Here is a 12,835-nt window from a genome sequence, read left to right on the forward strand (position 1 = left end):
GGGAAAACGGGCAGAAAATCAGATTGCTCTGCACGCTACCCGTTGTCTCAGATTGCCTTAGCGTTGTAACGCTGCCTGCGCACTTCATACAAAAGCAAGCTACCGGCGACACCAAGGTTGAGGGAATCCGTCCCTTCGCACATGGGAATGCTTACAAGGTTGGTACATAATGCCGTTTGCTGATGACTTAGACCGTGTCGCTCTTCGCCGAACATCAGCAAGGGCGTCCCGGTTGGGCAGGCGAATTCGTACAATCCCGTTTCCGCGTCTGGCGTCGCCCCGATGACTGGATTGCCCGTCTGCGCAACCCAATGGCGCAGTGTGTCCCAATCTGTTCTGATGAAGGCCTGTTGAAAGACCGCGCCCATCGAGGACCGGATCACTGCAGGCGCATAGGGGTCCACATGGTCACCCACAAGGATAAAGCCCGCGGCACCAGCCGCACTTGAAGACCGTATCAGCGTGCCAAAATTACCTTCCGATTGCACCCGTTCAAGCACCGTCCAGCACATTTGCTGCTTGGGCGGCAAGTCTTCGAACCTTGTCCATCTTTGCCGGAGCAGCGCGCACACGCCCGAAGCACGTTTGGCCGTCGAGAGTTTGCGGAAAGCTTCGGGCGAGACGCTAAATGTAGGAATACCATCGCGTTTGCGGCGTCGGACCAGCTTACGCGCCAATGGATTTATGAGCAGTTTCTCACTGTAGATCACGCAGTCAATGACAAACCGATTGTCATGGGCCCGCACAAAATTGCGCACACCCTCGATAAAGAACTGTCCGCGTTGATTTCTGAAACTGAGTTTATTTCGCACCTGTCGTGCATCTTTCAGCGCTGCAGCTTTAGTCCAGGAAATGCTGCTTTCCTTTACGCTATTAGCTGCCATGCTCCTTGCTGGCCGGGCCATACGGGACCGCGTGTATTTGATATGTCATGAAAATCGCGGAGCCTATCCGCCAAGTTATCGGTACCTTATCGTAACGAAACTTATTGAGGTTTGCACGAAGAAAGCCATGTCGTGGCAGCATTTGATGAGTGATGTCGCCACCCGCTATCGCCACTTCAACGAACAGCCCATGGACGGATGTTGCACCTTGGGGCCCTTCCCGGAGGTCGCAACCGCCGTCATCACTTCAAGCAATTCTGGTTTGCGCGCCGCCGGGTCTTTCATCCCGGCATCATCGATTCGGCCCCGGTATTGCAACCCACCCTTGGCATCAAAGCCAAAGAAATCGGGGGTGCAGACCGCATCATAGGCGCGGGCGACGGATTGGTCGGCGTCCACCAGATAGGGGGCGGTCAGCCCATGCGCCTGGGCAAAGCGGGTCATATTCTTTGGGCTATCGGCGGGGTAGCTTTGCCAATCATTGCTCATGATGCAGGCGGTGCCGATCCCCTGGGCCTCAAGGGCCTGCAGGTCAGTCGCCAGCCGGTCAATGATCGCGATCACATAGGGGCAATGATTGCAGATGAAGGCAATCAAGAGCCCCTTTTCGCCCATCAGGCTATCGCGCGAATGGGTCTGCCCATCCGGGGTCGCCAAAGTGAAATCCGGGGCGGGCCTTCCAAAATCGCAGATCGGCGTATTGATTAACATCGCAAGCTCCTTTTTGCGTGACCACCTTATTTGCATTGCATCTTACGGCCATGCAGGCAAGTTTGGGCCAAGCAAGACAGGAATTCATAATGCAAGAAAACCGGCACCACCCGCTTCGTGACAGTCAACAGGACCGCGAAGATGTCAAAAATATCCCCGACACTCCGCAAACCCGCGCCCCGTCCTATGCGCTGGCCTTTGCTGATGAGGATTTTCTATGCCGCGAAGAGCTGCGGCCGGTGCGGTTGCAACTGGAATTGCTCAAACCCGAAATGCTGATGAATGAGGCCGGGGTAAATTCTACCATCGTCCTTTTTGGCGGCGCCCGTATCCCTGAGCCTGCCAAGAAAGACCAGGCCCGAACCCAGACGCTGGCTGATCTGAGCAAATATTACGAAGAGGCCCGACGCTTTGCCGAGATGATGACGGCCAAATCGCTGAAAACCGGCGGCACCGATGATGTCATCGTTACTGGCGGCGGGCCGGGCGTTATGGAGGCTGGCAATCGCGGCGCTGAGGATGCAGGCGGGCGGTCCATCGGGCTGAATATCGTCTTGCCACATGAGCAAGCCCCGAACGCTTATGTCACCCCCGAGCTTTGCTTTAACTTCCATTATTTCGCGATCCGAAAGATGCATTTTTTGATGCGCGCCTCAGCCGTTTGTGTGTTTCCCGGCGGTTTTGGAACGCTGGATGAGCTTTTCGAAGCGCTTACCCTGATCCAGACGGGCCGCATGGCCCAAGTGCCATTCTTGCTATTTGGCAAATCCTTTTGGGAAAAGATCATCAACTGGGATGCCTTGGCCGATGCGGGCACGATCTCGGCCGATGACCTGAAACTGTTCCGCTTTGTGGAAACGGCCGAAGAAGCGGTTGAAGCGCTGGAAAGTTGGCAGGACAAGGGCGTCAAACGCGGGGCAATCCCGGGGCGTTAGGTGGAAACCTAGCGCGCCGTGCCCCCGCATAATTTGGGCGGGTGCTGTGTCCAGAAATCGATCCCGGTGCTGTCTGTCATCTCGCGCAGATCTTTGGCTGAGTTGATCGAGGCCCACCACCCGCTATGCCGCTTGGCTGCGACCATCCCGTTGCGAACGAGGCGCGCCATCACTTACTGCTCAAGGCTATCTGATGGGGCGTGGATGGCGTCTTGCAGCTCGGGCCCGGCAGCAAAGATACCGCCATTGATCCACGTCCCCCGTAAAACAGGTTTTTCGCGGAAGCCAGAGACCCTGTCACCATCAAATTCAAGCTCGCCCCAGGGCTGGCGCGGATTGACCGCCAGCATTACCAGGGTCACGCCCTTTTGCACCTGCAAATCAGACAAGGTTGCAGGATCAAAATCTGAAAATACGTCGGTATAAGAGATCAGCACACCTGGCGCGAATTCTTCGGCGCTGACATAAAGCAGCCGTCCACCCGTACCGGTCGCCTCGCCAGAAAATCGCAGGGTGAATGGTACTGTTGCCCCATCCCCAACGGTCAGCATGCCTTCATTGTCGCTGAGCCCCAGCGCCTGTTGCAGGCGATCATGATTGGCCCCTGTCAAGACAATGACGTGCCGGCATCCGGCCCTTACAAGCGCGCCCGCCGCATGCAAAACCATCGGCGTCTCCCCGATCTGCACGGCAGGTTTGGGCAACGCATTCACGCCGCCAAAGCGTTCGCTTTTGCCACCTGCGAGAATGACACCTGTTTTCATCCCTCTCCTCCGATACCTAGAAAGGCAACCATCCACCGATCCGCCCCAGCCGATTACCGATTTTTCGCAGTCGGGAGTAAAGCTTTGGCCGGTCTGTCAGCGGCAAATAGCTGTGGATCAGCATATACCCCAAGAGCGTTAGCTGCGCACCCAGATTGCTGGTCTTGAATGCAGGCTCATCCAGGAACAGTTTGCGGACATGGCGCAAATAGAAAAGCTGTTTGAGAAACGTGGGTTCTTGCCGCTGTATATGGGCCAGATAGTCCTCATCCGTGGTCCTGTCCCGCCGCATTGCCAGCGTATCACTCGTCAAGATGTCCCCGCGTAGTGCAAGCTTGGCCGCGCTGTAATGGTCCCAACCTTCGGGGGGCGGTCTTAGGGATCGATCCAGGCAGCGCCGACACCCGCAATAATCCATAGAGCCGGGCCGCATCCACGGTTTTGATCAGCGCCTCACGCCAACGACGGTCAGCCCCATCGATCACGCATCGAGCAGGTTTGCGACATCCTCGCCAGCCGCTGGGGGCGGCATGTTGATATCTGATAGCCCCCAAATCGGAATGTTTAGCCGTGCGAGCTGCCCAGAAAGCCAGACATCATCAACGCTCCAAAGTACATCTGAAATGTCATAGGCCGCCGCGTCGAAAAAGTCAGGTCTGACCAACACCGCGCCGACGCCGCGCGCGATATCGGCAAAACCAGCATCCGAATTCCGTGGCCACGAAGGACGTTGCCGACCGCCGCCAAATGGCTTGCTGCAAATCTGCCCGATCCTTCTTAGCCGGTAATAAAGGTCTTTTCGATATGGCCGCGCACGCGGTCCAGGCTGTTCGCCCTGCGTCGCACATATTTCACTAATGTCGCGTGTTGCCACGGCGATACAAGTACCGTCCCGTTTGTCACTTTCGGGGATCATCTGTTCGAAATAATCGGGCTGATATCGCCGATCATCGTCGCAATAGATCAGCTTACAGTCAGACCCATGTAAATCATCTACCGCATGCAATACCTTGCTTGCAGGACCAAAATCATCGTCACATCGCACAATGCGAACCCCGGCAGGCACCTCGGGCAAGTTGCCGTCATAGTCGGGGAACCGGCGATATTTGCGCGGAATGTAGAGGCGGATCTCGTCCAACTTTGCCGTTTGACGCAATAAACCGTCAAGCGTTGAACCGATATGCGAAAACCGAGGCGGTATCGTCGTAAGAGAGACTATAACGCTCATGCCCCACTATCCGTCCTAACCCTTGATTAAACCAAGACTTTCGAGTTTCAGAATAACTTGGTGCGCGCAATTGTCGATGGGTACATTTTCGGTTTCAAGCCGCAATTCGGGATTTTCAGGCACGTCATAAGGATCGGAGATACCGGTAAATTCTTTGATCTTGCCTTCGCGCGCCAGCTTATAAAGCCCTTTGCGGTCACGCCGTTCGCATTCCTCGATAGAGGTAGCGACATGCACCTCAAGGAACGCGCCAAACTGTTCGACGTCCTCGCGCACGGCCTGCCGTGTGGTTTCATAAGGGGCAATCGGCGCACAGATCGCAATGCCGCCGTTTTTGGTGATCTCAGAGGCCACATAGCCGATCCGGCGGATGTTCAGATCGCGGTGCTCTTTGCTAAAGCCCAGCTCAGACGACAAGTTTTTGCGGACGATATCCCCATCCAGCAGCGTCACGGGACGCCCGCCCATTTCCATCAGCTTGACCATCAACGCATTCGCAATAGTAGATTTACCCGACCCGGAAAACCCGGTGAAAAACACAGTGAAGCCTTGGCTGGCCCGTGGGGGGCGCGTTTTGCGCAGCTCTTCCACGACCGCCGGGAATGAGAACCATTCCGGGATTTCCAGCCCTTCCGACAACCGCCGCCGCAATTCTGTGCCTGAGATATTCAGGATAGTGACGTCGTCTTTATCTGCGATTTCGTCCGCGGGTTCGTATTGGGCACGGTCCTGCACATAGACCATGTGCTTAAAGTCGACCATTTCGATGCCCATTTCATCCTGATGCTTGCGGAACAATTCCTGTGCATCATAGGGCCCGTAGAAGTCTTCACCTGCTGAGTTCTTACCTGGCCCCGCATGGTCACGCCCAACGATGAAATGGGTGCAGCCGTGGTTTTTGCGGATCAAACCGTGCCAAACAGCCTCGCGCGGGCCAGCCATGCGCATGGCAAGGTTCAGAAGGCTCATCGTGGTTGTTGAGGACGGGTATTGGTCAAGCACCGCCTCATAGCAACGCACGCGCGTGAAGTGGTCAATGTCACCGGGCTTGGTCATTCCCACGACCGGATGGATCAACAGATTGGCCTGTGCGGCCTTGGCTGCGCGGAAAGTCAGTTCCTGATGGGCACGGTGCAGCGGGTTGCGGGTCTGGAACGCCACAACTTTGCGCCAGCCCAGTTTGCGAAAATAGGCGCGCAATTCGTTTGGCGTGTCGCGCCGCCCCCGGAAATCATAATGCACGGGCTGCTGGATGCCTGTTATCGGGCCACCCAGATAAACATCGCCTGCCGTGTTGTGCAGATAATTTACCGCCGGATGCGCCTTGTCATCCGCACCAAACACCTTTTCCGCTTCACGGGATTTATTAGGCGTCCATTTGTCAGTCACCGTCATCGTCGCCAAGATCACGCCTTCCTGGTCGCGCAGCGCGATATCCTGCCCCAGTTCAACCGTGCTGGCAAAATCGGCAGAGACATCAAGCGTGATCGGCATTGGCCAAAGCGTGCCATCCGTCAGGCGCATGCTATCGACAACGCTGTCATAGTCAGCCTCGGTCAAAAACCCTTTGAGCGGGTTGAAACCGCCATTCATCAAAAGCTCTAGATCGCAGCATTGACGCGGGGACAGGTCGTGGCTGATCAGATCAGCCGCTTCCATTTTCATTTTCTGCGCGCTCTCATATGAGACATAGAGTTCGGGGATCGGAGCGAGATCAAGGACCATTGGCTTGCCTGACGATGTCATTTCAATTTGGAGTGGCATAGACCCCACCGAGGGGCAATGTCTAGCAAACCGACGTAAAAAGAACGGCAATTCGCCGCCATACAAGAAGCATAGAACGGCTGACCGGCCATCTCCTGATCAGACGGACGTAGCCCCTGGCTGCACCCATGTTGTGGCAGGTCCGTTCTGCCGCAATTGTGCCCCTGTCGCCTTGTTCCAAGAAAAAAGAACGACATGCCAACGCGACGGTGCCCTGCGCGAGCTATAGATCATCCCATCCGCACCCGCTTGCCGCACGGCGTCGGACGCCAGCCAGCTGGTCGCCATTTGCCCAGCCGCCCGCTGATCAGCCCAAGGGACGCTAGGCCAGGATGGATCAATCCCAAGCGCCGCGCACAGCGCGCGGTCGCGCAGGTCGGCCAAGCGGGCGTTTTCCAACAGCAACGGCACGATCACACGGTCCGCGTCGCCTGGTTTGACGTAGATATCAATCGCAACGCTCGCGGTCTCATGCGACGGTGACGCATAAAGTGCTGTCTGTCCGTTTTTGTGAAACCGTCCTTCGGAATGGATGACACCATCCAGCACTTTGTCCGCATAAGCTGCAAATACGATACGATAGAATTGTCCGGTATGCTTAATAAATCTGGGGTCCTGCGATGTCGGCGCAGCCCCTTGCATCACGCGTCGTCCAGCTCAGCCAGATATTTTTCGGCATCCAGTGCCGCCATGCAGCCCATCCCGGCGCTGGTCACCGCCTGCCTGTAGACATGGTCGGTCAGATCACCTGCCGCAAAGACACCCGGGATTGCGGTGCGTGTTGTGCCAGGCTCAACCACCACATAACCGCCAGAGTGCGTTTCCAGCTGGTCTTTGACTAATTCCGATGACGGTGCGTGGCCGATGGCGATGAAGACACCTTTGGCCGCGATTTCTGTAATCTCGCCGGTTTTGGTATGTTTTACACGTACGCCTTCCACACCAAGCGGGTTTTCGGTGCCGAACACCTCTTCGACTTCGTGGAACCAAAGCGTTTCGATTTTGGGGTTCTTGAACAAACGATCCTGCAGAATTTTTTCGGCCCGCAATTCGTCACGCCGGTGGATCAGCGTCACCTTTGAGGCGAAGTTCGTCAGGAACAGCGCCTCTTCGACCGCCGTATTCCCGCCGCCGACAACAACAATTTCCTGACCGCGGTAAAAGAAGCCATCGCAGGTCGCGCAGGCGCTGACGCCAAAGCCTTTGAATTTCTCTTCGGTCGGCAGCCCGAGCCATTTAGCGCGCGCGCCAGTGCATAGGATCACAGCATCCGCAGTATAGACCGTGCCGCTGTCAGACTGCGCTTTGAAAGGCCGGTTCTGCAAATCAAGCGAAGTGATAATATCGCCGACGATGTCGCAACCCATGGCGCGTGCATGTGCCTCCATCCGGAGCATCAGATCGGGGCCTTGCACCTCGGTATCGCCGGGCCAGTTTTCAACCTCGGTTGTGGTGGTCAACTGCCCGCCCGGTTCAATCCCCTGTACCAGCACAGGTGCCAACATCGCCCGCGCAGCATAAACGCCAGCCGTATAGCCAGCAGGGCCGGAGCCGATGATCAGAACTTTGGTGTGACGGGTCGTGGTCATGGCAGCCTCATAAAATATATCGGCACCGATATATCCCCGCCGCCCCAATGTTAAAAGAGCAGGCCGCCGGACATTCGCCGTTATATTATTACCAATTACAGAAACTTTATTGCGCAAATCGGGCGGCTAGCCTAGTATTTGGAAAACAACAAGGGTTCAGGGATGCCAGGCACGAAACTTGATGAAATCGACCGTATGATTCTTGCCGAGCTTCAGGCCGATGGTCGTATGACCAATGTTGAGCTGGCAAAACGTGTTGGAATATCTGCCCCGCCCTGCCTGCGCCGGGTCCGCACCTTGGAAGAACAGGGCTTCATCCATGGTTATCACGCCGAGGTAAACGCCCGCGAGTTGGGTTTTGAGGTGCAGGTCTTTGCCATGGTCGGTTTGGTCAGCCAGGCCGAGGTGGATTTGTCTGCTTTCGAGGCCTTGTGCAAAGGTTGGCCCCTTGTCCGCGAATGCCACATGCTGAACGGCGAGGTCGATTTTATTCTGAAATGCGTGGCCCCCGATCTTCGCAGTTTCCAGCGGTTCCTGACCGAAGAACTTACCAGCGCAGAAAATGTCGCGTCGGTTAAGACATCATTGGTTATTCGCGGCGCAAAGGACGAACCCGGCGTGCCGTTTGACGTGCTTGAAGAGCGGCTTGCCCAAGAGGCTTAGGGTCAGGACCGCGTCCAGCGCGCGGACCATTCTCGGGACAGCTCATCACGGCACGCATGCGCAAGGGCCAGCGACTGGTCTTGCAAGCTGTCTTCGGACGCGTTCGCAATGACATTTTCCGGGGCAAATGCTTTTGCATCATCGGAGTTGGCGGCGTCCGGGCTTTGATAGGACAGGTCAAGCGCCGTCAGACTAGCACCAAAACGGATCATCGCGGCTTTGACCGTCTCATTTTCGATCAAACCCATCTTACCCCAATAAAGCTGCCAAAACCGCTGCAAATCTGGCTGTTCTGGTGTCTCAGAGGTTGCAATTCTAGCGGCCGTATCAACGGCCTCTTCGCACCAAAGCAGTTTCTTTTGCAAAAACGGTGTCGCGGCAGCGATGGATTGCACATGTATGAACTGAAAAATCCCTGCGATCAGTCCGATGACAGCGATCATGGCCGTGACAGCCTTGATTTTCGTTTCCGTATTCATACCAGCCCCCAGCTTGGGTTTATTCTGCATGAACGCTGCAAAAACACAAAGAAAAAGGCGCCCGCAGGGCGGGCACCTTTTCCATCACGATCACCATACCGATGCGCGAACAGGTGGTATGATGCGCGATCCTGTAGGGTTATTCGCCGCCCCCCAATTGGTGGACATAGGCGGTTACGGCATTGATCTCAGCCTCAGTCAGCCGACCGGCCCAGGGCGGCATGACACCAAACCGCGCATAGCGAATTGTCTCTTCCAACGCCGCTTCATCGCCGCCATAGAGCCAGATCGCATCGGTCAGGTTCGGCGCCCCCAAATCACGGTTCCCCGCCCCGCTATCGCCATGACAGGCCGCGCAGTTATCCAGGAAAACGGTTGATCCAGCTGCTGCCAATTCAGCGTTATGGGTCTGCCCGGAAATGGCCAGAACATGCTGAACGACAGCGTCCACCTCATCCCGCGATAGGATGTCATCAAAGGCGGTCATCTCGGAATAGCGTGCATCCCAATCCTCGTCATTGCGAATGCCGTGCCGGATTGTGTAAGCGATATTGTCGAAATCACCGCCCCATAGCCAATCATCATCCAGCAGGTTCGGATAGCCTTCGGCACCTGCCGCACCCGCGCCGTGACATTGCGAGCAATTGTTGCGAAAAACCGCCCCGCCCGCCGAAATGGCAAAACGATTGAGATCTTCATCGCTGGTCAACGTGTTCAGATCAGCGGCAGCCAATTGCGCCGAGATTTCAGCATTGGCATCTTCGAAACGGGCAATTTCGGCTGCGACTTCGGCCCGGGTGGAGTAGCCTAGCACACCTGCTGTTGCCCCACTGATCATAGGCCAAGCCGGGAAGGCGATTGTATAGCCAATCCCCCAAAGGATGGTCAGGTACAAACACCATAACCACCAACGCGGCAGGGGATTGTTCAGTTCTTTTATCCCGTCCCAGGCGTGACCAGTTGTGTCAATGCCTGTCACGTCGTCGATATCTTTTGGAGTCTCGCTGCTCATGATTGCAGCTCCTTGGTGTTGCTGTCTTGGGCGGCTTGGCCCGGACGGTCATCGTTACGAAAGGGAATTTGGGCCGTTTCATCATGGACAGCGCGGCTGCCCGGTCGAAATACCCATAAGATGCTGCCCACGAAGAAAAGGAACATCGCCAGCAGCACCCAGCTATCTGCAAGTTCACGCAGCCAAGAATATGTATCCATTACCAGCTCTCCTTAACGGCTTGCATCAGGGGTGAAGGTCGAGAAATCGACTGTCGTGCCCAGCATCTGCATATAGGCGATCAGTGCATCCATCTCGGAGACACCGGGCTGCCCGTCAAAATTGCGGATCTGTGCGCCCGGGTAGCGTTCGAGCAGGTCATCATAGGCATCCGTATCCGGATCAGCCTGCGCGATGACATCAGACGCCGCGACCTCGATCATTTCATCGGTATAGGGCACACCCACAAAGCGATGCGTTGCCACAAGATCGGCCGTATATTCGGCGTTCACCCTCGTATCGAGCAAATAGGCATAGCCGGGCATGATCGATTCAGGCACGACCGATTGCGGCCGGACCAAGTGATCGACATGCCAGTCATCGGAATATTTGCCGCCAACCCGGGCAAGATCAGGTCCAGTCCGCTTGGACCCCCATTGATGCGGGTGGTCATACATCGATTCCGCGGCCAATGAATAATGCCCGTAGCGTTCGACCTCGTCCCGCATGGGTCGGATCATTTGGCTGTGGCAGACATAGCATCCTTCGCGGATGTAGATGTCGCGCCCCGCCAGCTCGAGCGGGGAATATGGCCTTACCCCTTCGACCTCTTCAATTGTGTTCTCAAGCCAGAAGAGGGGTGCGATCTCAACAATCCCGCCGATGCTCACGACCAGCAAAGACGAAACCAGCAATAACGTCGGGCTCCGTTCCAGGATGGCGTGTCTGGCAAGGAAGCCTTTGGCTGGCCCACTATTTGGTGTTGTATCAGACATGTCTCAGCCCTCCTTTATTCAGCCGGGACGCCAACCGGGGCCGCAACCCTGGCACCGCCGCGAATAGTCATGAACATATTCCAGGCCATGATCAGCGCGCCCCCGAGATACAGAACCCCGCCCAGTCCACGGACCACATACATTGGGAATTTTGCGGATACGGTGTCGGCAAAGCTGTTCACCAGGAATCCGTTGGCGTCGACTTCCCGCCACATCAGGCCTTCCATTATCCCGGTCACCCACATCGAGGCCGCGTAGAGAATGATGCCGATCGTGGCCAACCAGAAGTGCCAGTTGATTGCGCTCAAGGAATACATCTGCGCCCGCCCCCACAGTTTTGGTGTCAGGAAGTAGAGGGCAGAGAATGTGATCATGCCGTTCCAGCCCAGCGCACCTGAATGCACGTGCCCTATGGTCCAATCGGTGTAGTGTGACAGACTGTTGACCGCCCGGATCGACATCATCGGTCCTTCAAATGTGGACATGCCGTAGAAGGCCAGACTGATCACCATCATCCGAATGATCGGATCGGTGCGCAGCTTGTCCCAGGCCCCTTGCAGGGTCATCAGACCGTTGATCATACCGCCCCAGCTGGGCATCCACAGGATGATTGAGAACACCATCCCAAGGGTCGAGGCCCAATCAGGCAAAGCAGTGTAATGCAAATGGTGCGGGCCCGCCCAGATATAGAGGAAGATCAGTGCCCAGAAGTGAATGATAGATAGTTTATAGCTGTAAACCGGCCGCCCGGCCTGCTTGGGCACGAAATAGTACATCATCCCCAGGAAGCCGGCGGTCAGGAAGAAACCCACCGCATTATGCCCATACCACCATTGCGTCATGGCATCCTGCACGCCGCTAAAGATTTGCACGGATTTGCTGCCCCAGATCGACACGGGGATCGAGATGTTATTGACGATATGCAGCATCGCCACCGTGATGATGAAGGACAAAAGGAACCAGTTGGCCACATAGATGTGCCGTTCGGTCCGCTTGAAGATCGTCCCAAGATATACCAGCAAAAACGCCACCCAGACGATGGTCAACCACAGGTCCACATACCATTCAGGCTCTGCGTATTCTTTGGATTGCGTTGCCCCGAGAAGGTAGCCTGTCGCGGCGAGAACAATAAACAAGTTGTACCCCCAAAACACAAACCACGCCAGGTTACCCCCCACAACCGTGCCCCGCAGGTGCGTTGCACGATATAAAAAGACGACATGATCAGGGCGTTCCCCCCGAATGCAAAAATCACCGCTGACGTATGCAGCGGCCGCAGTCGTCCGAAATTGCCGTAAGGTTGCAGGACTTCGAAATTGAGCGCCGGAAAGGCCAGCTGGAAGGCGATGACCACCCCAACCAGAAAGCCGATGACACCCCAAAACCCGGTAGCAATGACCCCGGCCCTTACGACATCATCCATATACCCGTCAGGTGTAGGTTTGACCGGTTCATCGATGCTGCGCAGCACCCGGATGAACATATAGCCCGACACGCCCAGAATGATCATCGCATGGACGATATAGGCCGTATCGCGTCCCCAATTTGCGCCAATCGCCGCGAAGAGCGCGATGCACCCCAGCGCGATCAGCTTAAAATAGTTCCCCATCAGAGATCCCCTTACGTTGGTCGCACCCCATGCAGGGTCCGACAGCTCTATCTTGATCCTGCTTATGGGCTGTCTTTGCCTGGGCATCTTTGATGTGGATCAAGAGCGGCAGGCTTGTTTCGATTGCCTCATGAGCCGCGCGACGAAAAGAAGCAGATGCTGTCCTGAATGAGACAGCGGGGCTCTTGGCGGGCGCTATGGTTTTCCCAACCACAGATGAAAG

At 56.1% G+C, this 12,835-nt stretch carries 15 protein-coding genes and 1 pseudogene; 2 read left to right on the top strand and 14 right to left on the bottom strand.

Annotation, left to right across the window (positions count from 1 at the left end; translation table 11 throughout):
* Positions 1 to 47 precede the first annotated feature (47 nt).
* Entirely contained in the window at positions 48 to 884 is an 837-nt protein-coding gene (locus AABB29_RS02540) for an RNA methyltransferase (protein WP_341368441.1), read from the bottom strand.
* Between the two features lie 165 nt (positions 885 to 1,049).
* The gene (locus AABB29_RS02545) at positions 1,050 to 1,595 is read right to left on the bottom strand and encodes a thioredoxin family protein (RefSeq protein ID WP_341368440.1); all 546 of its coding nucleotides are present in this window, start codon (positions 1,593 to 1,595) and stop codon (positions 1,050 to 1,052) included.
* 89 nt (positions 1,596 to 1,684) lie between these two features.
* Here AABB29_RS02545 and AABB29_RS02550 point away from each other — a divergent pair, with 89 nt between their 5' ends.
* Positions 1,685 to 2,530 (top strand): TIGR00730 family Rossman fold protein, encoded by an 846-nt coding sequence (locus tag AABB29_RS02550; RefSeq protein WP_341368439.1) that lies wholly within the window; start codon positions 1,685 to 1,687, stop codon positions 2,528 to 2,530.
* 8 nt (positions 2,531 to 2,538) lie between these two features.
* On the opposite strand, the gene AABB29_RS02555 is transcribed toward AABB29_RS02550, so the two are convergent.
* From AABB29_RS02555 to trxB, 7 genes are all read right to left on the bottom strand, one after another.
* Entirely contained in the window at positions 2,539 to 2,700 is a 162-nt protein-coding gene (locus AABB29_RS02555) for a hypothetical protein (RefSeq protein WP_341368438.1), read from the bottom strand.
* A gap of 3 nt (positions 2,701 to 2,703) precedes the next feature.
* Positions 2,704 to 3,294 carry a sugar phosphate nucleotidyltransferase gene (locus AABB29_RS02560; protein ID WP_341368437.1) on the bottom strand — a complete coding sequence of 197 codons (591 nt, stop codon included), beginning with the start codon at positions 3,292 to 3,294 and terminating at the stop codon, positions 2,704 to 2,706.
* A 16-nt stretch (positions 3,295 to 3,310) separates the two neighbouring features.
* Positions 3,311 to 3,607, bottom strand: a complete 297-nt coding sequence (locus tag AABB29_RS02565) for a hypothetical protein (RefSeq protein ID WP_341368436.1) — start codon at positions 3,605 to 3,607, stop codon at positions 3,311 to 3,313.
* Between the two features lie 168 nt (positions 3,608 to 3,775).
* A complete protein-coding gene (locus tag AABB29_RS02570) occupies positions 3,776 to 4,522 on the bottom strand; it encodes a glycosyltransferase family 2 protein (protein WP_341368435.1) in 747 nt (248 codons plus the stop codon).
* A 15-nt stretch (positions 4,523 to 4,537) separates the two neighbouring features.
* Positions 4,538 to 6,286, bottom strand: coding sequence for a bifunctional sulfate adenylyltransferase/adenylylsulfate kinase (locus tag AABB29_RS02575; RefSeq protein ID WP_341368434.1), 1,749 nt, complete (start codon positions 6,284 to 6,286; stop codon positions 4,538 to 4,540).
* A 99-nt stretch (positions 6,287 to 6,385) separates the two neighbouring features.
* Positions 6,386 to 6,928, bottom strand: a complete 543-nt coding sequence (locus tag AABB29_RS02580; protein ID WP_373636898.1) for an RES family NAD+ phosphorylase — start codon at positions 6,926 to 6,928, stop codon at positions 6,386 to 6,388.
* Complete coding sequence (trxB, locus tag AABB29_RS02585; protein ID WP_341368433.1) at positions 6,928 to 7,875, bottom strand: thioredoxin-disulfide reductase; 948 nt, start codon at positions 7,873 to 7,875, stop codon at positions 6,928 to 6,930. Before trxB ends, AABB29_RS02580 begins: the two co-directional genes overlap by 1 nt.
* 162 nt (positions 7,876 to 8,037) lie before the next feature.
* Between trxB and AABB29_RS02590 the strand changes: the two genes are divergently transcribed.
* Positions 8,038 to 8,538, top strand: a complete 501-nt coding sequence (locus AABB29_RS02590; protein WP_341368432.1) for an Lrp/AsnC family transcriptional regulator — start codon at positions 8,038 to 8,040, stop codon at positions 8,536 to 8,538.
* Positions 8,539 to 8,540: 2 nt separating this feature from the next.
* On the opposite strand, the gene AABB29_RS02595 is transcribed toward AABB29_RS02590, so the two are convergent.
* The 5 genes and pseudogenes from AABB29_RS02595 to ccoN all read right to left on the bottom strand — a co-directional run bounded on the left by AABB29_RS02595 (position 8,541) and on the right by ccoN (position 12,612).
* Positions 8,541 to 9,047, bottom strand: coding sequence for a hypothetical protein (locus AABB29_RS02595; RefSeq protein ID WP_341368431.1), 507 nt, complete (start codon positions 9,045 to 9,047; stop codon positions 8,541 to 8,543).
* A gap of 109 nt (positions 9,048 to 9,156) precedes the next feature.
* Positions 9,157 to 10,029 carry a cytochrome-c oxidase, cbb3-type subunit III gene (ccoP, locus tag AABB29_RS02600; protein ID WP_341368430.1) on the bottom strand — a complete coding sequence of 291 codons (873 nt, stop codon included), beginning with the start codon at positions 10,027 to 10,029 and terminating at the stop codon, positions 9,157 to 9,159.
* A complete protein-coding gene (locus AABB29_RS02605; protein ID WP_341368429.1) occupies positions 10,026 to 10,229 on the bottom strand; it encodes a cbb3-type cytochrome c oxidase subunit 3 in 204 nt (67 codons plus the stop codon). Before AABB29_RS02605 ends, ccoP begins: the two co-directional genes overlap by 4 nt.
* Positions 10,230 to 10,241: 12 nt before the next feature.
* Positions 10,242 to 11,003 carry a cytochrome-c oxidase, cbb3-type subunit II gene (gene ccoO / locus AABB29_RS02610; protein WP_341368428.1) on the bottom strand — a complete coding sequence of 254 codons (762 nt, stop codon included), beginning with the start codon at positions 11,001 to 11,003 and terminating at the stop codon, positions 10,242 to 10,244.
* A 14-nt stretch (positions 11,004 to 11,017) separates the two neighbouring features.
* Positions 11,018 to 12,612: pseudogene (gene ccoN / locus AABB29_RS02615) on the bottom strand (cytochrome-c oxidase, cbb3-type subunit I).
* Positions 12,613 to 12,835: the final 223 nt, after the last annotated feature.

This window comes from Yoonia sp. BS5-3 (assembly GCF_038069655.2).
GTDB classification, from domain to species: domain Bacteria; phylum Pseudomonadota; class Alphaproteobacteria; order Rhodobacterales; family Rhodobacteraceae; genus Yoonia; species Yoonia phaeophyticola.

Bases quoted from the DNA above. Each gene is read 5' to 3' on its own strand.
- trxB (WP_341368433.1), bottom strand. From the start codon at position 7,875: ATGACCACGACCCGTCACACCAAAGTTCTGATCATCGGCTCCGGCCCT.
- ccoP (WP_341368430.1), bottom strand. From the start codon at position 10,029: ATGAGCAGCGAGACTCCAAAAGATATCGACGACGTGACAGGCATTGAC.
- AABB29_RS02575 (WP_341368434.1), bottom strand. From the start codon at position 6,286: ATGCCACTCCAAATTGAAATGACATCGTCAGGCAAGCCAATGGTCCTT.
- AABB29_RS02570 (WP_341368435.1), bottom strand. From the start codon at position 4,522: ATGAGCGTTATAGTCTCTCTTACGACGATACCGCCTCGGTTTTCGCAT.
- AABB29_RS02605 (WP_341368429.1), bottom strand. From the start codon at position 10,229: ATGGATACATATTCTTGGCTGCGTGAACTTGCAGATAGCTGGGTGCTG.
- AABB29_RS02555 (WP_341368438.1), bottom strand. From the start codon at position 2,700: ATGGCGCGCCTCGTTCGCAACGGGATGGTCGCAGCCAAGCGGCATAGC.
- AABB29_RS02580 (WP_373636898.1), bottom strand. From the start codon at position 6,928: ATGCAAGGGGCTGCGCCGACATCGCAGGACCCCAGATTTATTAAGCAT.
- AABB29_RS02540 (WP_341368441.1), bottom strand. From the start codon at position 884: ATGGCAGCTAATAGCGTAAAGGAAAGCAGCATTTCCTGGACTAAAGCT.
- AABB29_RS02560 (WP_341368437.1), bottom strand. From the start codon at position 3,294: ATGAAAACAGGTGTCATTCTCGCAGGTGGCAAAAGCGAACGCTTTGGC.
- AABB29_RS02550 (WP_341368439.1), top strand. From the start codon at position 1,685: ATGCAAGAAAACCGGCACCACCCGCTTCGTGACAGTCAACAGGACCGC.
- AABB29_RS02545 (WP_341368440.1), bottom strand. From the start codon at position 1,595: ATGTTAATCAATACGCCGATCTGCGATTTTGGAAGGCCCGCCCCGGAT.
- AABB29_RS02595 (WP_341368431.1), bottom strand. From the start codon at position 9,047: ATGCAGAATAAACCCAAGCTGGGGGCTGGTATGAATACGGAAACGAAA.
- AABB29_RS02590 (WP_341368432.1), top strand. From the start codon at position 8,038: ATGCCAGGCACGAAACTTGATGAAATCGACCGTATGATTCTTGCCGAG.
- ccoO (WP_341368428.1), bottom strand. From the start codon at position 11,003: ATGTCTGATACAACACCAAATAGTGGGCCAGCCAAAGGCTTCCTTGCC.